The organism is Siminovitchia jepli (assembly GCF_047228825.1).
Classification (GTDB): Bacteria; Bacillota; Bacilli; order Bacillales; family Bacillaceae_C; genus Siminovitchia.
Window position 1 is genome coordinate 114,406 of sequence record NZ_JBFEGN010000003.1, and the last position, 21,735, is coordinate 136,140.

Genomic DNA, 21,735 nt, shown 5'->3' on the forward strand with positions numbered 1-21,735 from the left:
GAGCCCGTCCCTTTGACCGTTTTCGGCGAAATAACGCCAGCACGGGCAATGGGGGCCCGTTCCTTTGACCGTTTTCAGGGAAATAACGATAGCGCGGGCAATGGCATTGGCCTGCCGGGCCAATTCATAATGAATACCGATCGTCTAAAATGATTGCGTGTTAAACTCTTACATCCATTGTATATAGCAAAAAAATGTTATTTCTCCCAAATCAATACTGCACGTTTTAAAATTGAATCCCAAGACTCTTTTCCAGTAGCGATTTTTTCGACATCATAATCTGCATAATACACAGCATCAATTTTTTCACTTTCAGCAAGCTTAAAGATATATTCTTGTTCATCATTTTTTTCATTTTTAATCAGATTTCTTGTAGGAGAATCGGCAAATGTTTTCGTATAAAAAATAAAACTTATATTCTTTTTCTCTCCATCAATTTCAAGTGAAAAAGGATGCGTTCCATGAACAGTAGCATAGCTTTCGCCATAATAATGAGAAACCAATTGATGATCATTTTGCATTTCAATTTTAATTAGATTTCCCGAATATGGAATAACCCTTTCATAATAAAAAACATACGCAAACGCGCCTAATAAAGTAATAGCTGTTGCTAAAACGGAAACAATTGAAATCATCACTTTTTTCTTACGCCATTTTTTGCTGATCTTATCAAAAAGAGAGTCTTTATTTTCTGCCGGAATATAAAGCTTGCGTTTCATGGATTCATATTCCTTTTGACATGTTTCACACTGCTTTAAATGCCTGTCTACCATTTCTTTCGTGTCTTGACTGACTACCTCGTCCATATAAAGAGGCAAAACATCTTGAATAATGGTGCATTTAATCTCTTTCATGATTCATCTCCTCCATATACTCAATAATTTTTTTCCTTGCTCTGTAAAAAGTTACCCTTGCCCAACCCGAGCTTTTCCCAAAAAGTCTTCCTATTTTCTCAAAAGGTAATTCGCCAAAAGTGCGTAGTGAAAAGACTTCTTTATATGGCTCATCCATAGAGTGAAGAAACTGATGAACGATAAATGCCTCTTCCTCATTCATCAAATGCTTTACAATTTGCACTTCCGTCATTGGTTCTTCTATGAAATCCGAATCTATTTGTTTTTTCTTTCTTCTGTAATGCGAGAAATATGTATTTTTGGCAATAGTAAAAAGCCATGCTCGAATATCTTTGGAGCCATCGAATGTTTGAATTGCCTTTAACGCTTTAAAAATAGCCTCTTGCGTAATTTCTTCAGCTATACTCTCATCATGACTTAAAGATTTAATAAACAAATAAACTTCTTGAAAGTATTTCCGATAGATATCCTCAAAGTCCATCTCTTTTCACCCTTTTACTTATATAACTCTCGGAATGGGCGTTCGTTACAAAAATTCTTTAAATATTTTTTTAGAAAATAAAAAAGCCGATCAAATCCATATAGGATCGTCGACTTTTTGTGTTTTTTCCGCCAGTTTTATTTCGCCTTTTTCAGCATCACAACATCGGCCTTAGTGGACACCATTTCATCTGCCAAAACAGAGATTTTGGCATCCACTCTCTCAATCTTTTCACTTAAATTTTTCTCAACTGCATCAATTTTTTGCTCAACTGCATCAATTCTGCCCTCAAGCGAATCCATTCTATCCTCAAGCGAATCCATTCTTTTTTCAATAGAGGATATTCGGTTTTCAAGCGACTCTAATTGCCCGGTTACCTTTTCTTCCGTAGCCTTTAATTGATCCGACAACTCCATGATTGCTTGTAAAATGGCTTTACTCTCCATTTTTCACCTCTCCATCTGCCGTTTTGCTGTTATGTTTCATTATACCATACTGAAAGGGGCGTACTCCGAAAAATGGATTAAAAGTAGTTCGACAGCATCGTCACCCGCACGAAGAAAAAGCGTAAGCTTTTTCGAGGACGCCGCTGCTTGAGCCTCGTGTTTCCTTTATCTCGTCGGAGGCACTTTTGTCTAGTTGCAGACGGCAGGGGCTCGGGGTCGCTTCGGTCAATCCAACGAAGTCAAAGAACGACTTCGCTGTATTGCCCTCCAGCGCTTGTCGCCCCTAAGCGGCCGTCTTCCACATTTCAGCTCAGTCTGTACGTCGATGGGCAAGGCGCTTGTGCTTTTCTTAATCTCCGAAAGGAGTACCATTTGCAGGCTATCATTCCCCCCTGTCCTTCTTGACCAGCATCATGAGTGAAAAGGGAATGAGGCCAAACCAATTAAACAGGAAGGGGCCTTTTTCTTCTTTTCTCTTTTTTCTTGCATCTTTTCGTTCCGATCTTGGCCGCTCCAAGTGTTTTATGAACGTTTCTGTCATGTATTTTACATAATCGTCAGTCGACATAAACGGACCGCCTTTCTTTTTCTAAAAAGTATGGCCATTTTTCTCCATTTTTAGTGTCTCTGCCTTCCTCTTCCGGAAACGGCTCATTCAGCAAACGCTCCCCTTCCTGCTTATAAAAATTGCGAATCTCGGTTAAATATCCGTACTGGGACATAAAGATGAACACAGTCTGGCTTGCAATCAACAAGGCAATCAATACAATCATTAATGTCAATGGAAAAACAGCCCCCCGTTCATTTCCCATCTATTCATCCTCCCCTCCAAATGGCAGGTAAAAGGCTGCTTCTTCTGTCGTACCATCGGCAAACTCCACCATCATATACAGCTTTGGACTTTCCTCCCGAAAGGTTAATCTCGCTACATTTTGCAAAACGATCTCGTGTCCCATATCACGAACCTGCCTTCTGACGACCTTTCCGTAACGTTCATATGATATCGGTATGTCGTTATTTTCCAAAAAAATTCGCTGGTTGGATCCCACCCGCCAAGCATCAGCGCTGTATAATTCACTCCGGAATTGGATAAGGAAAATATTCCATTCATAATCTTTCTCCGTCGAAATGGTTCTCTCCACCGCGGAATAGGAAAGATACATAAGCGGCATAAAGGACAGGATCAAACAGAAAATGGCCATCGTCATAATCGCTTCCGGCAACGTGAAGCCCGACTCACTGTTCCATACAGGCCGTTTTACCTTCATAGCTTACGCACGCCTTCTTTTTTCCCCGAAGATCTTGGAAAGTAAATTCATATTCGATATTCCTGCTGATCATCCGTCTATCCCTCCAATCATTCAACCGAACTGACTCCTCCACTTGTTCATACAGCAACCGATAGGCTGCCAATTCTTTTTTCCCTTCATTCAATGCATCGAGCATGCGAAACAATAATGGAAAAAGCATGGAAGCGACAAGGAGCAAAAGACTGAAAGAGATGATTCCGTCAAGTAAAGTAAAACCCTTCTCATTTTTTAACAATAAACCTCCCCCTCCCTATATAAATGGTCAGTTGTATGGTACTGTCATCCACCTGAAAATGGACTGTTCCAAAATGTGAAATCGTCCCTTCGGGTGTTATATGGAAACGGGTTAAGTTGCCGTCTGTCATCTTGATGGAGGGCGGAAGCTCCCTTTTTATAATGGTGTGGCCGCCGGATGCCGCCTCATATTCGTTTTGCTCCTTTAAAAATCGAAAAACAATCGTTTCCTTCCTATTGATGGCATACGAATGGGCATGATATAAATCGGATTCCAATTGGGTAATGAACATTTGTTTCTGTACCCATTCCGTTACCGGTTTAACGCCTGCCATTCCAATGGCAAGCATAACCGAAATGACGGCTAATACGATGAGCATTTCGAGCAAAGTAAAGCCTTTAAAAGAGCGAACATATTGGAGAACCCGCATGTCAATTGGACGATACCTTCACCTCCCCGTCATTTTCTATTATTAACGTTTTGCCGTTCGGGCAAGTGTTGTCTTTTTTCTTTACGTAACCCTCGCTTTCCAGCTTGGCAAAAGTAGGAATTTCATGATGCTTCATCCGATAGGCCTCCACCTGCCCCTGCACCATTTGCCTGAGGGCATCACATCCTTTGTCATTAATGTTGGAGCTATGTTTGGCTGCATTCGGAAGCGCGACAAGAATTAACACCGTAATGACCAAAAGAACAACCATCATTTCTATTAACGTAAAGCCTTTCTCATTTTTCTTTAAATAGTTCAACACTGCAATCTCTCTCCTTCTAAATGGAATCGATGATTTGAAACATCGGCAAAAAGATCGATAAGTAAATGGCAATCACGATCAGCCCAATCAGCAAGAAAATGACAGGCTGCAAAAAGGTGAAGACTCTCATCGTTTTTTCTTCCAGTTTAAGCAAACAAAACTCGCTGTAAAAAAGGAGCTCGCTGTCCAGTTTACCGTTCTTCTCGCCGTGGGCAACAATCTCAATCATTTCCTCTTCCAAAAATCCCAGGTGGATGAGGGCTTCCGAAAAGGAATAACCCGTTTTCAGCATGCTTCTGATCTCTGCGGCAGACTCTTTTAATAAAGGGTGGAAGGGCTGAGTCAACATGATTTCAATGATTTCATTGATAGAAAAGCCGCTTTTTAATAAAAAGCTCCATTCTCTGGAAATAAAGATGGTTTGGTACAGTTTGTAGTAGGAGTGGATAAACGGAGTACCTGAAAAAAACAAGGCCCTGTCCAGCGCAGACTTACTGTGGAGTATGCGGGAAGTTACGAGAAACACACAACCTGCCATCAGGAAAGCAAACGTAACATAGTAGGGAAAAGTTTGCATAATATGAAGAAACCATTTTAATGCCAAATTGGGCTTATAATCCATCGAATCATAAAACAATTGGAAACGGGGCAACAGGAGATGATGAAGGAGGAAACCCACGAGAAGCAAAATGAGCAATAAAATGAATGGATACTGCAGCAGCCGGAACAACTTTTTTCGCTGCTCATCTTTCCTGAGCAAATAGTTTCCGGATTCTTTCATGGCTGTTGTGATAAAACCATGCTTTTCCGCAAAAAATAGCTGTGAGCATGCCTGCCTGTCAAACCCCAGTTGATGAAATACACGGTGAATGGGCTCCCCGCTTTGCAGCCCATCTATCATCTTTTGAAATGTTGACAAATGCCTGTCATGCATACGGCCGAGAAAATCAAGCGACTCGGCAAGTGTAAACCCTTTATCCGTCATTTCTGCGATACGGGTCAAAAACACCCCCTGTTCTTTAAGGGTCAACTTCTCCCTTCTCTTCAACGATCCAGCGATTATATTCCTCTTGAGAAATGTAGCCAAGTGCAATCCCCTTTCTAATCATGCTTTCCAATGTTTTGGCCCGGCTCACCCTCTCCCCTTTTTGTGCGGTCTGGATAATTTGCCGAAGCAGTTGGCCACGCACTAAATCAAATACAACAGCCCTTTTCGGGAATCCGTCCCGCCTGCAAAATTCGGAGCAAACACCCCTGCAAAACGGGCATGACAAGGAAACAAGCCTCTGGGCCGTCACGCCGATAACCGTTTGGTCAATTTCCAGCGGCTTCACTCCGAATTCCAGCAGACGGTAAACTGCTCCCTCTGCATTTCTTGTATGCATGCTCGTCAGGACAAGATGGCCTGTCATGGCAGCACGAATGGCAATCCTGGCCGTTTCGGCATCCCGAATCTCACCGATAAAGATCATATCGGGATCATGGCGCAAAATCGCCTTCAGCCCTGTATGGTAAGTAATGCCCGCTTTTTCATTTATCTGTACCTGCAGGAATGAATCGTTCTGTTTTTCTACGGGATCTTCCAAAGTAATCATATTTCTCGCCACTTTTTTGAAACTGTATTCCGCCAATGCATAAATGGTCGTGGTTTTTCCACTGCCTGTCGGACCGGTAAAAATGATCATTCCGTGTGATAAAGACATCATTGAATAAAGCTGCTGAACGCTCTTTGGAAAAAGGGATATTTTGTCCAGTGAAAATGATTGTTGTTGGGGGATAATCCGAATAACCAAACTTTCCTTGGAAAGGGCGGTTGGGAGAGTGGAAATTCGCAGCGAGATCTGCTTTCCGTTACTGTGGGTCTGCCATGCACCGCTTTGCGGTTTTCGCTTTTCACTTATATCCATGGAGGCCATGAATTTCAAGTGGGAAATGAGCCGTTCTCCGGCTGTGGAGGAAATCGGTTTACGCGGGATCAGATGGCCATGGAGGCGAAATTTGACCAAGTAATCTTTCCTCCGGGGAATAATGTGCACATCTGTCACGCCCAGCCTGGCCGCCTGTGAAATGAGCTCGTCGGCTGTACGTTTTACGGTCATCAATCATAAAACACCACCTTTACTATGTTTAATACATTTATTCGACATAAACCCCCATTCTCCTTCTAATAAAAAAAAAATTTTTCAAACCCCGAAAAACGGGTATACTAATCTCGCAGATGCGTTTATCACGCATTAGACACAATCAGGGCTTCGAATATATTTACTTTTGGATTCTTTTTCATTTATAATAAGGAATTGATGGACTACATGCTGCAAAGGAGGGATTCTTTATGGATCGCATGTACAGAGTATTGGGTTTTTGGACTGGAATTTTTACAATTATGTTTTATCTTGGTGGAATGGATAAAACCGCATTACTCTTTCTTGGCCAGACAGGATTCTTTGTATTGCTTGGCTATTTGAACCTGACGGAACGGATGTATATGTATGTGTTCGGCGCATACTTGACAGTATTTTTCGCTGGTTTTACATACTACACCCTATTTCTCATGCCCCCCGGCGGAGGGTTGAATTAATCTGAAAGAAAAGCTTCCAAAAATGGGAAGCTTTCTTTTTTGTCTCTAAACAAGAAATGGATTGCTTGTTTTTTCCGTCCCGATTGTGGTCGATAAGCCGTGGCCGGGAAAAACAACCGTATCATCGGGCAAAGTGAACAGCTTTTGATGAATGCTTTCGATTAATGTGGCATGGTCTCCGCCCGGCAAATCCGTTCTCCCGATTCCGCTGGAAAAAAGAGCGTCTCCGGAAAAAACAGCGTTCATTTCCCTTATGTAATAAGAGAGGCTTCCGGGGGAATGGCCCGGGGTTTCCAACAGCTCCAACGTAAATGGGCCGATTTCCACCTTCTCCTCTTTTGTAAAAAGATGGTCTGCGGGATTTCCGGAAATCGGTTCCATTGGATAGTGGGCAGATCCGTTGAATGAAGGATCCAATAACCAATCCTTCTCCAATTCATGAATGTAAACTGGAATGTTCCAATGGTCCCTTACGTCTTCCACGGCGCCAATATGATCAAAATGAGCATGTGTCAAAAGAATGGCAATGGGGTTAAGCCCTTCTTGTTCAATGAAGTCAAGGAGACGCTTCCCCTCAAATCCCGGATCAAAAATAATGCACTTTTTTTCTTCATTAAAAAGGAAATAACAATTTGCCTGCAGCGGTCCCACGGGTATTTGCTTCAAATTCATTTGCAAGCTCCTTTCCATATTCTCTTTTCAAGTTTACCATGAAAAGGAGGAAAAAATAAAAGGTTAACGTTTAGTTGGATCAGGTGCGGGCATGATACTTAATGAGTCAAGGAAGTGTCACTTTTGAAACTCGACAAGCGCTTGAAAAAGCTTTAAAATATAAAGAGTGGTGGCCTCATACATAGACTTTTCCTTATCATCATCAGAAGGGAGTTCTGAATAAATGGGTACAGTAATCATTTTCAGCCTGGTTGCGATTCTTGCCGTGTTTGGCTTGATCAGCTCTTTAAAAAACAGAAACGTACTAGGGTTTATTTTCGCACTGGGAACGGCCGGAGTGTTCGGATTCTTTTCCATCATGACCATTATCAAATCAGGTTTTCCGTCATGAAAACCCGATGCCTGCCAATAGGGGGGCATCGGGTTTTCTTTTTTTCGTATTTTGAACAATAATGATAAGAAACACGAGCCGGACATTCAAATCCGCGCTTGAACGGGCAAAAAGAGGGAACCCAAAAAACCGCAGTGATCACTGCGGTTTTTTTACAAGTAAAGAAGGTATAACTTGCTAAAAAGCTTTTCTTTGTCTAGCTCCAGCTTTGTAAGAAGGATAGCGGCTTTTTCTTATTTCTTATCCATCAAATCGCTCCGATACTCTGCTGATTCATAAAATCTGAGCAAATCCCCGTATATGATCTTATCCGAATAACTGAGCTCCGTACGGGCTTTCTCTTTGTATGGATCACAGAAAGATCCATCAACAGGCTGCTCCGTTTCTTTCGAATAACATGTATTATCCGTATAAACATAATCTTTTGTGACAAACCGTCCGTCACGGAAAACGGCAAAATCATGGTGATCTTTGGAAAACAGATCTTCACCGAATTGAATGCTATTTTTCGTATCGACTCCAAGTAAATGAAGGACCGTTGGCTTCAAGTCGATTTGGCCGCCCACTTTGGGGATCGTTTTTCCTTTTCCATGATCCGTCACGCCCGGTATATGAATGATCAACGGAACGCGTTGCAATTGCGCACTGACAAATGGCGTTACTTCTTTGCCAAGGTATTGGCCCATCGCCTCATTATGATTTTCTGAAATGCCGTAATGGTCGCCATACATGACGATAATGGAATTTTCATACAGGCCTTCATCTTTTAATTTTTGAATGAAGTGTTTAACCGCCTCGTCGGTATACCGGACTGTTTGGAAATAACGGTTTAACGTTCCGCTTTTCGAATCATACTCGGGAATAAATTTGTCTTCTTCATCAAGCCTGAAAGGATGATGGTTCGTTAATGTGATCATTTTCGTATAGAACGGTTTTGGCATTTCTTTCATCAAGTCAACAGACTGCTCGAAAAATGGAATATCTTTCATTCCCCACCCTACAGAAATGTCCGGTGTGATGTTATAATCCGTTGCCGAATAAAAATGATCGTAACCAATTGCTTTATACATGATGTCCCGGTTCCAAAAGCTTTTGTTATTCGCATGCATGGTTGATGTGTAATAACCTTTATTACCTAAATTTTCGGCCATGGAATCATATTCATTTCCGGAATGCGTGAAAAATACGGCTCCGCGATTCAACGGATAAAGCGAGTTTTCAAGCAAAAACTCCGAATCGGAAGTTTTCCCCTGCCCCGTTTGATGATAAAAATTGTCAAAGTAATAGCTGTCCTTAATAAAGCTGTTTAAAAACGGCGTAATTTCTTCCCCGTATACATCGTTGTTAATCACAAACGATTGCACAGACTCCAAAGAAACCACAATTAAATTGCGGTCCTTGGCAATGCCGAACATGTCTTTGTCCGGTTTGACGTAATTGGCACGGACATAGTTGTCGATGTCAACAAGTTCACTGCCGTCTGCCATCGCCCTTTGTGCCGATGATTTGGATTGAAGAAATATGTCATATAAATGATAATTGTATGTTCCGAGGTTTTTAACAAGCATTTCCCTGTCAAACGTTCTCGTTAAAAGCTGCGGCCGCTCCGTTTCCGCCAGACCGATATTTAAAAATAGCAGCGCGAAGGCAACAAGAAAATATGCACGGCGGTTCATTTTCTTAACCGGCACGAATTCTTTCACCTTGCGTTTATATTTCATTAACGCGCCCAAAACAAAGACATCCATAAAGTAAATGATGTCATACCAATGAATTTCGGTAAGTGCGCTGTCCCCCAGGTCGGCAAAGTTGCTCGTCTGGAACAAAACAGGCAACGTGATGAAATCTGTGAAAAATCTGTAAAATGCAATATTGGCATATAAAATAAATCCCAGGATGATGCTTGTGGCCATTACATACCGGTTTCTATTTTTCTCCTTATTAAAAAAGAATGCAATACCAAAAGCAAACAGCAAAAAGCTTAAAGGATTGATGAATAAAATAAGCTCCTGCATCAAGTTCTCGATTTTAATGTTAAAACTTGTTTTGTAAACGATGTATGTTTTTAGCCAGAGCATTATGGCCGCTGCTGCCGGAATGGAGAGCTTTTCAAATTTAAGCCTGCTCATCATCATGACCTCCTGTTTGCTTCTCAAGCAGATCCACCTGTGTTTCCATTTTATTGCAAATTGAAAAAGAAACTACGGTTTATCATAATATGATTCTTTTAAAAAATCAACTTTGGACTTTCCGGGAAAGAGGCCTGCCCATTTAGCCAACGTATGCTCTTTGCCTTATTATTAGACGTTTTGAAGCATAAAAAGTTGCATTTTTTACACGAAAATACGAAAAATCCAACTTTCCTCCCGTGAACAAATAACTGTTTTGGCATAAATGAACGAGGTTTGAAACCCCCTTTTTCCCAATTGAATCTTTTAATGGCCGCTTTTATATTTATTCAGCTCGCTTTTTATTATGATCATCGCTTCCCGAAAATCTTGCGGTGTAATGAGTCCGGCCGCGTATATCTCCCTGACCTCTTCTTCCATCAACTGCAATTCGGCTTCTCTATCACCCAAATAAACAAAAATACCAAACCTCTTTAACAATTGCTGTACATCTAAAGCAGATTTCACTCAAACCACCTATTGCCCCTTCAATTTATCCATAAATTCCTGATACATTTTTTTATCTGCCATCTTTTCGGCTTTCGCAGCATGCTCTTTTGCAAGATCCAGTCTGCCCTCATCGTAATAAAGCACGGCCAAATTAAAATGTGCTTCAGGGAAGCCAGGCTCCATCTCAATGGCCTTTTGCAAATGTTTCTTGGCTTCCTCCCTTTGATGAAGCTGTATTTCCGTGTATGCAAGCCGGAAATAGGTCACCGCGTCTCCTTTTCCCTCTGAAACCAACTGTGATAACATGTGATAAGCTGATTCGAATTCGCTGTTTTCGATTTGCTGCTGCGCCCGGGCATTGATCACATCCGGACGGTCGGCATGATAGCCGCCGTATAAGGCAAACGTGACTGCAGCCGCGCCCGCAAGCAAAAACAATATTTGCGTGCCCCACTTTCTTTTCCCCGGAAAATGGACCATCCCCGTTGCCAGAAAGCCGCCGGCGAGCCCGCCGATATGCCCTGCATTATCGATGCCAGGGACTGTAAATCCGAAGACAAGGTTTATCCCGATCAGGAAAAGGACATTGGTGCCAATTGTCCTGAAGAAAAGCTGTGTATTCATCACGCCAATATATAAAAGTGCCCCAAAACAGCCAAAAATGGCCCCGCTCGCCCCTGCCGAGAGATTATCCGTAAAAAGAAAGCTGGCAACAGAGCCGGCAAATCCCGAGAAAAGATAAATCCATAAAAATCGCAGGCGCCCAAACATTCTTTCAACAGTCGTTCCCAAATAATAGAGCGCCAAAGTGTTCATCAACAAATGCAAAAGCCCGATATGAAGAAAGATCGGCGTAAAAAAGCGCCACCATTCCCCCGCAAGGATTAACGGGTTGTATTTGGCCCCGAATTGAATAAGCGTTTCAACATTCGTGCTCCCGCCCTGCACCTCAACAAGCATAAACATGAAGATTTGGACAGCCATAAAAACGTACGTGAAAAAAGGCTTGCCATACTCAAACAGGGCCCTTTCTTCCTTCTCCTGTTCCCGGGCATGGCGGATGACTTCTTCCTTCAGGGAATGATGTCCCAATGCGTGAAAGCTCATTTCGGGCAGCGGGACATCCCGCTTCAGAAGTGCTGCCATCCGGACAAAGGCATGCTCTGCAGTTTCCCGTGCCAAAATAAGCGTTTCAACTTTTGTTTTCCCACTTCCGGTCGTATAAGGCTGTTCGATGATCCATTCATAATCATCGACTGGCGGATGTTCTGTCACATAGATGTTCAGTACATGCCATTCTTTTTTGAATAAATGCTTCCGCAAGCTTTCAGCCTGATCCCCTGCCCATTCAATATCGCGTTTCAACCAATTGGACCAGTCGAGGTTCAAGGAAGTCAGACGGATCATATGTATATTTTGATTGCGCGCCGACTCAAGCCAAACCTCATTTTCCGCTTCATTCAAGCGGACAAGCCGATAATCCATATCCTGCATAAAGATTTGAGCCAGGCGCCAAAACAACCATTGTTCGCGTTCCGCCAATTCTGCTGCCCCGCTTTCTGCGGCTCCATGCCGTTTTCTGTCAACCTTAATATAGCCAAATGGATACGGAAAAGTAAAGCAATGAACATATCCTGCGCGGAATCCAGGCAAACTCCCCCAATAAAAAAAGACCCGCAGCCAGGTCGGGAAGATCTACTTTCGAAATGCGCCCTGAATCAAACGCTCCTTGACTCCGGGGATATTCATCGCCGCCCGGACACTCATTTTTCTGATCGAATCGTTGCCGAGAATGGCGTTTAAAAGTTTATAGCGCCATTTAAATGCAAGTGAAATGGCTGCAGCCAATAAAATGTTCGTCATTAATTTTTTCATCTCGATCCCTCCTGTTCCTATTTTGCAACGATCGGGAGGGTTTATTCATTTTCTCATGTTAAGTGCGGATGATTTCTTTTTCCGTTACAATTTTTCCTACCGGCATATCATGTTCCTCATGCGGCAAGTACTCGATAAGCTGGCGTGAAAAAGCGAGCGAAATCGTCTGCCCCCGGTAATCTTGTAAAAAACGGTCATAATAACCGCCGCCAAATCCAATGCGAAATCCGTACCTATTATACAGCAGTCCCGGAACGATGACCAAATCAATTTTTTCTTTGGGTACCATTTCCGTCTCATGTTCTTTCGGTTCGAACAAGCCAAAAAACGAATGTTCCAGGTCGGTAAATGACCGGATTTGCCGAAATGTCATTTGTTTTGTTGTTGGATGGCATTTGGGGACAGCCATTTTTTTGGATTGTTCCCAGCCTTTGCGAATCAACTGCCACGTATCGACTTCGGGAAATCTGGAAACCGTCAGCGCAACCGTTTTCGCTTCTTCCCATTCCTCCGTTTGAGCCAATGATTTCCCGATTACATAAGACATTTGTTCATAATGGAGTCGATTGATCCCCTGAAGTTCTTCTCCCATCCATTTTCTGAGCGATTTTTTATCCAAACAAACACCCCCTGGATATAGAAAAAGCCAGCACTGCCGGCGTACGCCGTGTCCTGGCTCTTTCGCATGTTATTTGGTTTCACGATGCAATGTAACCCTTTTTTCTCTTGGGCAGTATTTTTTTAACTCAAGGCGGTCAGGATTATTGCGTTTATTTTTGGTTGAAATATAATTACGCTCATTGCATTCTGTGCAAGCCAATGTAATATTCACACGCATGACTGTCATTCCCTCCAAACTTCTCGCATTGTACACCATTACAGGACTTTTATATAATATCACTTTTTACCGGTGAATTCCAGTCCGGAATCTAAAACGGCCGCTGCAAAATTTGTAGAATTGTAGCCGAATTTGACTTTCTGTGATATAAAAAAAGAGAAGTACGAATTTCGAGGTGAATCATGGATATTGCCATTCTGATTTTATTGGGTGCATCAGCCTTATGTTTCATTTTATCATTTTTACAAAAAGACCCTGCGAAGCAGTTGGAAAGGGAAATGGAAGAGTTGACAATGACCTTGTTCAAAGAAAGCCAGAATATGAAAAAAAGGATCAGCATTCTGGAGGAAGAACTGCTCATGGAGAAAGGCATGGTTGACATGGCTGCATCCAGAACATCAGGTGCTGCCATCCTTCCCAACGTCAATGAAATTTTAAAAAACCAGGTGCTCGCCCTGTACGAGCGGGGAGTCAGCCTTGAACAAATATCCAGGCAATCGTCGCTTTCCACAAAAACGGTGCAACAAATTATTGAGTCCGCCAAGGCAGCCGGAGGATTCCATCATGGGTAGGAAAGCCTTGAGAAAAATCGCCGCTATTCTTTTTGTTTGTGCCGTCGTATTGATGATGGTGAAGCAAATGACAATGGAAGAAACAAAACCGCGGCCAAAAGCCGGGTATGTGGAAATAAAACGGGCGGATTATGACAAGCTCATAAAAGATGCGGAGGAATGGAAGGAAAAATATGAGGACCAGCTTGAAAAAACGCCCGCGAACAAAGAGAAACGTGTAACGGTCCTTTACTTAAACATTGACGGCGGCATGACATCAAAAGATGTAAGCGAACAATTGGCACGAGCCGGGCTTATCAAAAAAGCGGATGACATGAACGCATATCTTGCCAAAAACAAAATGCAGCACCTCATCCAAATTGGGGAATATGAGCTGACCAGCAACATGGATATGAAGACAATGGCGAACATCATCACCGGACAAAAAGATCAATAGCTGGAAACATGGAAAAAGCAGATCGGCGATCTGCTTTTTGCTTATTTTTCTTTCTTTTTTCCATTTTTTAAATCGAAATACGCCCTTAGCACCCTTTTTCCGATGTCCATGTTGACGTTATTTGGGGTTGCCCCAACATAGTAGGCTGATGGGACAACGATGGCCACGGCGACTTCCGGATTATCATAAGGAGCGTACGCGACAAGCGACAAATTCCATACTTTCGTGCCCCGGTCCACTGTTTCCGCTGTGCCGGTTTTGCCGGCCGGACGGTACGGTTCTCCCGCGAATGACCTTCCGGTTCCAAGCGGTTCGGTAAATACGCCGCGGAAGCCGCGCTGAACTCTATTAATCCATTCTTCCGGCGCATTGATCCGATTTAACACTTTAGGTTCCATTTCTTTTGCGACTGAACCCATCTCTTCCTTGCCGTCTGCGGGGTCCCTGATTTCCTTGACAACATGGGGCTGGATCCGGTAACCGCCATTGGCGATGGTTGATACGTATTGGACCATTTGCAGCGGTGTATAAGAATCGAATTGACCAATGGCATAGTCCAGCACATTCCCGGCATCCGCAAGCGCAGCATCGCCACGGAACCCGATTTGCTCGCCGGGCAAATCGATTCCGGTTCGGATGCCCAGGCCGAACTGGCTGAAATGCTCCCTCATCACCCGAAAGGCTTTTTCCTTATTAATGATCAACGACTGTCCCCTGCGGTATTGGCCATCCCCGATGGCGATGGCCGTTTTATACATATATACGTTCGAAGAGCGGACCAAAGCCATGTAATCATTGACGGGAACGTACCCGCCTCTGTTAAAGTGGGAACTTTTTGCCTGCGTGCCTTTTATATGCAGAGGCTCATCCGTTATCCATTTATCCGGATGGTTGACGCCTGTCATGAAGCCGGTCAACACTGTCGCTCCTTTAACGGCCGAGCCGACTACATAAGAGGTCGTAAAATTCCCGGCCGCAAAGTCGGAAAATTTATATCTTTTTTCTTCTTCATCGTAGGCATATTGTTTGCCCGACATGGCCAGGATCTCCCCTGTGTGCGGGTCCATCATAACGGCGAATGCCCGATCCAAAAGTCCCGTTCCGCCCCGGGCTTTCGTTTTGCGGATCTCTTCTTCGAGAATTTTATCGACTTCCTTCTGCAAGTCCATATTGATGGTCAATATGAGATCTTTTCCGCGTTCTCCTTCGGAGATGAGTTTTGTCTCCAAAACGGAGCCTGAACGGGTTACATTTTTCACCTTCTCTTTTTGGCCCCGCAGCACATCTTCATACTGAAGTTCGATATAGCTTTTGCCGACACGGTCATTCCGGCTGTATCCGCGGGACATGTAATAATCGATCTTCTCAAGCGGCAGCCCGTCTGCCACCCCGCCCAAAATGGAGCGGAGCGTTTCATCGTACGTGTATTTTCTTTCCCAGTCTGTTGTCGTATCGATGCCGGGAAGCATCGGCAGATGTTCGTTCACCCGTGCAAACTCTTCCAGTGACACATCTTCATTTTTGACCATTTGCTGCGTCAGCGCATAACCGCCCGTCAGTTCACGGTAGATCGCCAATACTTCCAGATCATCATCCGTGAGCGAAGCCAAATCCTGTTCCGTAACGCGTTCCCTTTGAAGCTTATATAACTCGTCATCTTTGCCCTTCAGTTTTTCCCGCTCTTTCTTGGTCACTTTTGCCAAAGCTTTATCACGATTTTTCAAGATCCAGAAATCAATTTTGTCGCGTTCTGTAATTTTGTCCGTATCTTTGTCGATCATTTTTGCAAGCCTTTCGGCCACTTTAAGCGTTTCTTCCTGGTCGGATTTATTTGGGATCGTATATGTAATGGCCCTTCTTGGCTCATTGTCCACAACAAGATTGTAATTCCGGTCATATATTTTTCCCCGCGGCACCGAATAGCTGACCGTTACGTCTTCTGTCCGTTCAATTTTCCTTTTGGCATCTTCACCATATACGATTTGGATGACACCAAGCCGCAGTATTAACAGTGAAAATAACACAAAGACGATAAAAAACAGCATGTTCATTCTGAATGATACATGGTTTTTCTTTTTTTCTTTTTTGGTATTCAATTCTTCCAGCCCTTTCCCCATCTTCCGTATCTTTATTGTAAAAGAAAAACGAATTTATTTCTACAGCGAATCATGATTCCATGGAATGGGGCAATTTTACATGTTGCATGATAAGAGCAGCAAGGCCATGGCCGGTCCCGATGAAAAGAAGCAAGATGGGAATGCTTTTTTCATCATTAAAAAAGGCAACGGCCGCCATAAAAGAAAGAACAGAGACAATTCGGCCGGAATTTAAGAAAACCTCTTTGACAACGACATATTCAATTCTCATTTCAGCCGCTTTCCAGCTTTTCCCGATGACATCATACGTCATCGAAAAATAAGGAACGAGCATCATCGGATAGGCAATCGCTATGACAGCAGCATATATAAGCAGCCGCGGGTAAGAAAAGTTGAAAATGATTAAAAAGATGGCTCCATATAAAATCAGTCCGCCAATGAGCATCGCTTTTTTCCTGAAGCTATTGCGAATAAAGCGGCCGGCCAGGGTATAGGAAATGAAGGAGATTCCCGAATTAATGAGGCCAAATGTTCCGAGCGCCAGCTCACTTTTCGTTGCAATAAATACAAAAACGGAAATAATAAAAACAAATGTCCCGTCCCGCAGCCCTTGAAGGAAGTGGGCATTTGTGACGTAACGCCAATTGATGTTATTTTTTCTTTCGGCCATCACCCGGAAAAAACAGTAGACGCCCCTTGCCGGCCGGCGTTTAATAAAAAAACTGAGAACCACGGCCAGGGCAAACAGCGCAAGCGATATGGCAAAAATGAGGGTATACCCCGCATTGGATTCAAACCTCGTAATCATAAACCCTGCCGAAATGGGACCGATCACCCCGCCGGCAGATGAAAGCGTCCCGAGGAAACCGTTAAAAAAATCCCTCGTTTCCGGTTCGGTAATTTCAAAAGTTAACACATTAAAAGCAAGCCAGTAAAATCCGTAGCCGATTCCAAGCAAACTTCCAAGCATCACGAGATGGCGGTCTGCCCCTTTTCCCCAGAAAAGGACAACCATAAAAAAAAGAGCCAAAAAAATAACGCCGATCCGGAGGACGATGACTCTGTCAATTTTTTTAGCCCACCTTCCGGCCAATATAAACGTTAATGGCTGGAAAACAACGATGGCCAAGTTATAAATGCCAATATCCAAAAACTTTCCTGACTGCTTCCATAAAAAAATATTGACGAACGTATTGGACAGGGCAATGCTTAAAGAATAAAGACCGCCAATAAAGAGAAGCAATGCTAAATCCTTCGGCACCTCTGCATCGCCAAATAATCTTTTCAGCTTCAACATGACATTACTCCCCTTTTCACCCCTATTTTTTGTAAAAAGGCGAGTTTTATGCAAGGTGCCTGTCACCCCCCCGAAATTTCCCGAATTTTGTCGAATAAAAAAACGAATCACCCGGAATCAGGCAATTCGTTTATTGTTTGCAAAATTATTTTGCTTCATTGTAAAGTTTTTCAACTTCGTTCCAATTGACAACATTCCAGAACGCTTTCATGTAATCCGGACGGCGGTTTTGATATTTAAGGTAGTAGGCATGCTCCCAAACGTCAAGGCCCAAAATCGGTTTTTTGCCTTCCATCAATGGGCTGTCCTGGTTTGGTGTACTCATGATTTCCAGTTCCCCATTGTTCACAACAAGCCATGCCCAGCCGGAACCGAAACGTCCTGCTCCTGCTGCTTCAAATTGCTCCTTGAACTTGTCAAAGCTGCCAAATTTGCTTTCAATGGCGCTTTTCAGCCCGCCGCTTGGCTCGCCGCCTCCTTCAGGAGAAAGCAATTTCCAGAAAAGGGAGTGGTTCGCGTGCCCTCCTCCGTTATTGCGGACAGCCGTTCTGATTGACTCGGGAACCGCATCCAGGTTGGAGATGAGCTCTTCAACAGATTTGCTGGCCAAGTCACTGTTTCCTTCCACTGCCTTATTTAAGTTTGTAACATATGTGTTATGGTGCTTCGTGTGGTGAATGTTCATTGTTTCCTTATCAATATGAGGCTCCAATGCATCGTATGCATAAGGTAATTGCGGCAATTCATATGCCATATGAATCTCCTCCTATGTAATTTATTGGGAACCGTTCAATGATCCCGGTTTTTACAACCTAAGAGTATCAAACTTTGTTACCGCATTCAAATATTTCGCTTGCTTTCACAGCATATGGCAGGTTTTTATGTTGCCTACAACACAAGAACAAGAAAATACACAACCATAATCGTTTGAATGAAACCTTTCACGATGGTACTTCCAATAAAGCCTGCTACGGATCCAATACCTATTTTAACCGCTTGTTTCAAGTCCGTTCGGTGAACGATCAACTCCCCTGCAACTGCGCCGATAAAAGGCCCAAGTAATATTCCCGCCACCGGAATGACAAACGGTCCGACCAGCAAGCCGATGGTGCTTCCCCAAACCCCTGCTTTTGATCCGCCAAATTTTTTGACTCCGTACAGGTTGGCCCAATAATCTGCAAACAATATTAAAAGTACAAATAAAGTTTGGATTATCCAAAACAGCGGATGAAAAGGCTCAAATGAAAAAAACAGACCGTAAAGGACAAATGAGGCAAATAATAAGGCCACACCCGGGATAACCGGAAAAATCAGTCCGGCAAAGGCCAATAATATCAACAAAACAATAACGGACCAGAAGACCCATTCCATCAGTTTTATTCCCCTCCTTATTTTCAACCCAATACTTTCATTCAATAACTTTTTTGACATTTTGGCAATGTTTCCGTTACCTGGGCCCAATTCCAAAATTGAGGAAAATAAAGTAAGCTTTGGCATATTTCCCGGCATCTCTTCATATAGATGGGACAAGCGATATGAAGAGGGGGGATTGCTGTTGAAAAAAATCTTGACCATTTTTGCGGCACTCATTATTATTTACAGCATTTATTATGATTTGACGACGGGCACACTGCCCATTTCAACGGCCACCGCTGTCGCTGAAATCGACAGGAACAAGGATCATCAGCCGGAGATCCCTTTTATGGTCAAAGAAGTGAAACGCGGGGATACTGTGCTTTCCATTGAAGAAAATATACATGATGGCCCCCTCACGGTGCCCATTGAACAAATGGTGACAGATTTTCGGCAATTAAACGGCCAGATTGAACCAAACCGGATTCAAGTCGGCGAGAAATATAAATTCCCTGTATATAAATGAACAGTCATTGTGTTGTCAATTTCACCAAAAGATTGATACAATATTCACGTAACCATGATGAGGGAGAAGATACCCTCTCGATTTTTAAAAAGGAGAGAATACCTTTGGGTACAATGATACATCGATCCAAAACCCGCCCGGTAAAAGTTGGCAATTTAACAATCGGCGGAAGCAACGAAGTGATCATACAAAGCATGACAACATCCAAAACACATGATGTGGATGCAACGGTAAAAGAAATTGCCCGCCTCGAAGAAGCCGGATGCCAAATCGTAAGGGTCGCCTGCCCTGACGAAAGAGCCGCAAATGCCATTCCGGAAATTAAAAAGCGAATTAATATTCCACTTGTCGTGGATATCCATTTTGATTATCGTCTTGCCTTAAAAGCAATCGAAGGCGGGGCGGACAAAATCCGGATCAACCCGGGAAATATCGGAAAAAGGGAAAAAGTGGAAGCCGTTGTAAAAGCGGCGAAAGAAAAAGGGATTCCGATCCGCATCGGGGTCAATGCCGGCAGCCTGGAAAGACATATTCTAAACAAATACGGCTATCCTACGGCCGATGGTATGGTCGAAAGCGCCTTGCATCATATAAAAATTCTGGAAGATCTCGATTTCCATGATATTATCGTTTCGTTAAAAGCTTCGGATGTCAACCTGGCCATTGAGGCTTATGAAAAAGCCGCCATGGCATTTGACTATCCGCTGCATCTCGGGATTACAGAAAGCGGAACTTTGTTCGCCGGAACAGTCAAGAGTGCAGCCGGACTCGGAGCGATTTTAAGCAGGGGGATAGGCAATACCATGCGCATTTCTTTGAGCGCAGACCCGGTTGAAGAAGTAAAAGTGGCCAGAGAATTGCTGAAAGCGTTCGGCCTTATTTCCAATGCGGCAACGCTTGTTTCCTGCCCAACGTGCGGAAGAATCGAAATTGACCTCATCAGCATCGCCAATGAAGTGGAAGAATACATTCAAAAAATCAAGGCCCCGCTGAAAATCTCTGTTCTGGGCTGTGCGGTAAACGGACCTGGTGAAGCCCGTGAGGCTGATATCGGAATCGCCGGTGCCCGCGGTGAAGGCTTGCTGTTTAAAAAAGGGAAAACCGTACGCAAAGTGCCCGAGGAAACGATGGTGGAAGAACTGAAAAAAGAAATCGACATCATGGCCGAAGAATATTTCAAAAAGCAGGCGGAAGAAGCTAAAAAAGACGAAATCCAAAAAGTATAAAAAGCACGGGAGACCGTGCTTTTTGTCTATATAAAAGGCAAGAAGAAATAATGGAGAAACAGGGAAAAAGCGGCGATCGAAACCGCCCAGCCTCCAATGAGCTTCTCCCCCCGGATCATCGCAGGAATGGACAGCAGCGCCCCGGCGATGCCAAGGATGCCCGGCAGGACAAAAAGTGATACAATTCCCAAAGCCAGGGATGTATAGGCGATCATCCGGGGTGAAAATCCTTCATTTGCCCGATTCGATTCCTCCACTGTAAAATCCGGCACCAGCTCGGCGGCTGTCTCTTCCTGTTGTTCATCAGTGAGATCCTTTGTTTCTTTTCCTCCATGATTATCATTTTTCGGCTTATGTTCAGACATACACTTTCCCCCTCTTCTATTCAGTATGTATATTGTGTACAGGGCCCCGTCCTTTCATAATGGCAATGATTGCCAATCATTTTATAAATAGTCGGGAAATATGGTACAATAAGGTGGATAAAAGGAAAGCATAAGGGAGTTTTTTATACCGATGCAAAAACGATTAGGAATTGACATAGACGGTACAGTTACATGCCCTACATCCCTGATCCCATTTATTAACAAGTCTTTTAACTTGAATATTACGCTGGAAGATCTGACTGAATACGAGTTGACGGAATGTCTCGACCTGCCGAAGGAAGCGATTTACCAATGGTTCGTCCAAACGGAACCGTTAATTTACAAGGAATCCCCCATTGCCGCAGGAGCCAGGCAAGTTTTGAAAAAATGGGTAAAACAGCATGAGCTTTATTTTATCAGTGCCAGGCAAAACACATTGCTGGATGTGACGGAACAATGGTTTCAAAAGCATGAGCTGGATTACCACCATATTGAATTGATCGGGACTCATGATAAAGTTTCCACGGCAAAAAAACATCACGTGGACATGTTTTTTGAAGACAAACACGATAATGCCGTGGCGATTTCGGAAGAGCTCGACATTCCGGTCATCCTATTTGACACACCATACAATCGAAAGCCGGCACCAAAACAGGTCATCCGCGTCCATCATTGGAAAGAAGCGGAACAGTGGGTGGATAACCTGTTCGGAAAGACGCACAAAAATCGAGTAGGAGGGGGTGACTAGCCCCCGACCTCTCACGCCACCGTACGTACCGTTCAGTATACGGCGGTTCAATTAAGATGAATAACG

Annotated in this window: 30 protein-coding genes; 7 read left to right on the forward strand and 23 right to left on the reverse strand. The window is 43.5% G+C overall.

Annotation, left to right across the window (positions count from 1 at the left end):
- Window positions 1–197 precede the first annotated feature (197 nt).
- The 11 genes from AB1L08_RS03395 to comGA all read right to left on the reverse strand — a co-directional run bounded on the left by AB1L08_RS03395 (window position 198) and on the right by comGA (window position 6,177).
- On the reverse strand, window positions 198–854 hold the full coding sequence (locus AB1L08_RS03395; RefSeq protein ID WP_413063266.1) for a zf-HC2 domain-containing protein: 657 nt from the start codon (window positions 852–854) through the stop codon (window positions 198–200).
- Window positions 841–1,335 carry an RNA polymerase sigma factor gene (locus AB1L08_RS03400; protein ID WP_413063267.1) on the reverse strand — a complete coding sequence of 165 codons (495 nt, stop codon included), beginning with the start codon at window positions 1,333–1,335 and terminating at the stop codon, window positions 841–843. The genes AB1L08_RS03395 and AB1L08_RS03400 overlap by 14 nt, the downstream gene beginning before the upstream one ends.
- Window positions 1,336–1,472: 137 nt before the next feature.
- A complete protein-coding gene (locus tag AB1L08_RS03405) occupies window positions 1,473–1,781 on the reverse strand; it encodes a DUF7310 family coiled-coil domain-containing protein (protein ID WP_413063268.1) in 309 nt (102 codons plus the stop codon).
- 382 nt (window positions 1,782–2,163) lie between these two features.
- Window positions 2,164–2,349: a YqzE family protein gene (locus tag AB1L08_RS03410; protein ID WP_413063269.1), complete on the reverse strand. Its 186-nt coding sequence runs from the start codon at window positions 2,347–2,349 to the stop codon at window positions 2,164–2,166.
- Entirely contained in the window at window positions 2,339–2,593 is a 255-nt protein-coding gene (locus tag AB1L08_RS03415) for a hypothetical protein (protein ID WP_413063270.1), read from the reverse strand. Before AB1L08_RS03415 ends, AB1L08_RS03410 begins: the two co-directional genes overlap by 11 nt.
- On the reverse strand, window positions 2,594–3,049 hold the full coding sequence (gene comGF, locus AB1L08_RS03420; RefSeq protein ID WP_413063271.1) for a competence type IV pilus minor pilin ComGF: 456 nt from the start codon (window positions 3,047–3,049) through the stop codon (window positions 2,594–2,596).
- Window positions 3,018–3,326 carry a hypothetical protein gene (locus AB1L08_RS03425; protein ID WP_413063272.1) on the reverse strand — a complete coding sequence of 103 codons (309 nt, stop codon included), beginning with the start codon at window positions 3,324–3,326 and terminating at the stop codon, window positions 3,018–3,020. The genes comGF and AB1L08_RS03425 overlap by 32 nt, the downstream gene beginning before the upstream one ends.
- Window positions 3,313–3,756, reverse strand: coding sequence for a competence type IV pilus minor pilin ComGD (comGD, locus tag AB1L08_RS03430; RefSeq protein WP_413063273.1), 444 nt, complete (start codon window positions 3,754–3,756; stop codon window positions 3,313–3,315). Before comGD ends, AB1L08_RS03425 begins: the two co-directional genes overlap by 14 nt.
- Before the next feature lies 1 nt (window position 3,757).
- Window positions 3,758–4,030, reverse strand: coding sequence for a competence type IV pilus major pilin ComGC (gene comGC, locus AB1L08_RS03435; protein ID WP_413063299.1), 273 nt, complete (start codon window positions 4,028–4,030; stop codon window positions 3,758–3,760).
- Window positions 4,031–4,094: 64 nt separating this feature from the next.
- Window positions 4,095–5,087 (reverse strand): competence type IV pilus assembly protein ComGB, encoded by a 993-nt coding sequence (gene comGB / locus AB1L08_RS03440; protein WP_413063300.1) that lies wholly within the window; start codon window positions 5,085–5,087, stop codon window positions 4,095–4,097.
- A gap of 10 nt (window positions 5,088–5,097) precedes the next feature.
- On the reverse strand, window positions 5,098–6,177 hold the full coding sequence (gene comGA, locus AB1L08_RS03445) for a competence type IV pilus ATPase ComGA (RefSeq protein ID WP_413063301.1): 1,080 nt from the start codon (window positions 6,175–6,177) through the stop codon (window positions 5,098–5,100).
- Window positions 6,178–6,410: 233 nt separating this feature from the next.
- Here comGA and AB1L08_RS03450 point away from each other — a divergent pair, with 233 nt between their 5' ends.
- On the forward strand, window positions 6,411–6,656 hold the full coding sequence (locus tag AB1L08_RS03450; protein WP_077111389.1) for a DUF2626 domain-containing protein: 246 nt from the start codon (window positions 6,411–6,413) through the stop codon (window positions 6,654–6,656).
- A gap of 45 nt (window positions 6,657–6,701) precedes the next feature.
- Here the strand turns inward: AB1L08_RS03450 and AB1L08_RS03455 are convergent, their stop codons facing one another.
- A complete protein-coding gene (locus AB1L08_RS03455) occupies window positions 6,702–7,328 on the reverse strand; it encodes an MBL fold metallo-hydrolase (protein ID WP_413063274.1) in 627 nt (208 codons plus the stop codon).
- A 223-nt stretch (window positions 7,329–7,551) separates the two neighbouring features.
- Here AB1L08_RS03455 and AB1L08_RS03460 point away from each other — a divergent pair, with 223 nt between their 5' ends.
- Window positions 7,552–7,719 carry a DUF2759 domain-containing protein gene (locus tag AB1L08_RS03460; protein WP_413063275.1) on the forward strand — a complete coding sequence of 56 codons (168 nt, stop codon included), beginning with the start codon at window positions 7,552–7,554 and terminating at the stop codon, window positions 7,717–7,719.
- Between the two features lie 233 nt (window positions 7,720–7,952).
- Here the strand turns inward: AB1L08_RS03460 and AB1L08_RS03465 are convergent, their stop codons facing one another.
- The 6 genes from AB1L08_RS03465 to rpmG all read right to left on the reverse strand — a co-directional run bounded on the left by AB1L08_RS03465 (window position 7,953) and on the right by rpmG (window position 13,050).
- On the reverse strand, window positions 7,953–9,848 hold the full coding sequence (locus tag AB1L08_RS03465) for an LTA synthase family protein (protein WP_413063276.1): 1,896 nt from the start codon (window positions 9,846–9,848) through the stop codon (window positions 7,953–7,955).
- Window positions 9,849–10,154: 306 nt separating this feature from the next.
- Entirely contained in the window at window positions 10,155–10,355 is a 201-nt protein-coding gene (locus tag AB1L08_RS03470) for a YqgQ family protein (protein ID WP_413063277.1), read from the reverse strand.
- 9 nt (window positions 10,356–10,364) lie between these two features.
- A complete protein-coding gene (locus AB1L08_RS03475; protein ID WP_413063278.1) occupies window positions 10,365–11,990 on the reverse strand; it encodes a rhomboid family intramembrane serine protease in 1,626 nt (541 codons plus the stop codon).
- Between the two features lie 42 nt (window positions 11,991–12,032).
- Window positions 12,033–12,212, reverse strand: a complete 180-nt coding sequence (locus AB1L08_RS03480; protein WP_413063279.1) for a hypothetical protein — start codon at window positions 12,210–12,212, stop codon at window positions 12,033–12,035.
- A gap of 58 nt (window positions 12,213–12,270) precedes the next feature.
- Window positions 12,271–12,831, reverse strand: coding sequence for a 5-formyltetrahydrofolate cyclo-ligase (locus AB1L08_RS03485; protein ID WP_413063280.1), 561 nt, complete (start codon window positions 12,829–12,831; stop codon window positions 12,271–12,273).
- Between the two features lie 69 nt (window positions 12,832–12,900).
- The gene (gene rpmG, locus AB1L08_RS03490) at window positions 12,901–13,050 is read right to left on the reverse strand and encodes a 50S ribosomal protein L33 (protein ID WP_077109971.1); all 150 of its coding nucleotides are present in this window, start codon (window positions 13,048–13,050) and stop codon (window positions 12,901–12,903) included.
- 182 nt (window positions 13,051–13,232) lie between these two features.
- Between rpmG and AB1L08_RS03495 the strand changes: the two genes are divergently transcribed.
- Together AB1L08_RS03495 and AB1L08_RS03500 are read left to right on the forward strand one after the other, a co-directional pair.
- Entirely contained in the window at window positions 13,233–13,622 is a 390-nt protein-coding gene (locus tag AB1L08_RS03495) for a hypothetical protein (RefSeq protein ID WP_413063281.1), read from the forward strand.
- Window positions 13,615–14,058 carry a hypothetical protein gene (locus AB1L08_RS03500; protein ID WP_413063282.1) on the forward strand — a complete coding sequence of 148 codons (444 nt, stop codon included), beginning with the start codon at window positions 13,615–13,617 and terminating at the stop codon, window positions 14,056–14,058. Before AB1L08_RS03495 ends, AB1L08_RS03500 begins: the two co-directional genes overlap by 8 nt.
- Window positions 14,059–14,099: 41 nt before the next feature.
- Here AB1L08_RS03500 and AB1L08_RS03505 read toward each other — a convergent pair whose 3' ends face one another.
- From AB1L08_RS03505 to AB1L08_RS03520, 4 genes are all read right to left on the reverse strand, one after another.
- Complete coding sequence (locus AB1L08_RS03505) at window positions 14,100–16,154, reverse strand: peptidoglycan D,D-transpeptidase FtsI family protein (RefSeq protein WP_413063283.1); 2,055 nt, start codon at window positions 16,152–16,154, stop codon at window positions 14,100–14,102.
- 70 nt (window positions 16,155–16,224) lie between these two features.
- On the reverse strand, window positions 16,225–17,451 hold the full coding sequence (locus AB1L08_RS03510; protein ID WP_413063284.1) for an MFS transporter: 1,227 nt from the start codon (window positions 17,449–17,451) through the stop codon (window positions 16,225–16,227).
- 145 nt (window positions 17,452–17,596) lie between these two features.
- On the reverse strand, window positions 17,597–18,205 hold the full coding sequence (sodA, locus tag AB1L08_RS03515) for a superoxide dismutase SodA (protein ID WP_413063285.1): 609 nt from the start codon (window positions 18,203–18,205) through the stop codon (window positions 17,597–17,599).
- Between the two features lie 134 nt (window positions 18,206–18,339).
- Complete coding sequence (locus tag AB1L08_RS03520; RefSeq protein ID WP_413063286.1) at window positions 18,340–18,822, reverse strand: DUF456 domain-containing protein; 483 nt, start codon at window positions 18,820–18,822, stop codon at window positions 18,340–18,342.
- Window positions 18,823–19,006: 184 nt separating this feature from the next.
- On the opposite strand from AB1L08_RS03520, the gene AB1L08_RS03525 reads away from it, so the two are divergent.
- Together AB1L08_RS03525 and ispG are read left to right on the forward strand one after the other, a co-directional pair.
- Window positions 19,007–19,330, forward strand: coding sequence for a hypothetical protein (locus tag AB1L08_RS03525; protein ID WP_413063287.1), 324 nt, complete (start codon window positions 19,007–19,009; stop codon window positions 19,328–19,330).
- Window positions 19,331–19,443: 113 nt separating this feature from the next.
- The gene (gene ispG / locus AB1L08_RS03530; RefSeq protein WP_413063302.1) at window positions 19,444–20,556 is read left to right on the forward strand and encodes a flavodoxin-dependent (E)-4-hydroxy-3-methylbut-2-enyl-diphosphate synthase; all 1,113 of its coding nucleotides are present in this window, start codon (window positions 19,444–19,446) and stop codon (window positions 20,554–20,556) included.
- Between the two features lie 26 nt (window positions 20,557–20,582).
- On the opposite strand, the gene AB1L08_RS03535 is transcribed toward ispG, so the two are convergent.
- Complete coding sequence (locus AB1L08_RS03535; RefSeq protein WP_413063288.1) at window positions 20,583–20,921, reverse strand: DUF4190 domain-containing protein; 339 nt, start codon at window positions 20,919–20,921, stop codon at window positions 20,583–20,585.
- Window positions 20,922–21,072: 151 nt separating this feature from the next.
- On the opposite strand from AB1L08_RS03535, the gene AB1L08_RS03540 reads away from it, so the two are divergent.
- Window positions 21,073–21,669, forward strand: a complete 597-nt coding sequence (locus tag AB1L08_RS03540; RefSeq protein ID WP_413063289.1) for a 5' nucleotidase, NT5C type — start codon at window positions 21,073–21,075, stop codon at window positions 21,667–21,669.
- The last annotated feature ends 66 nt before the right edge of the window (window positions 21,670–21,735 follow it).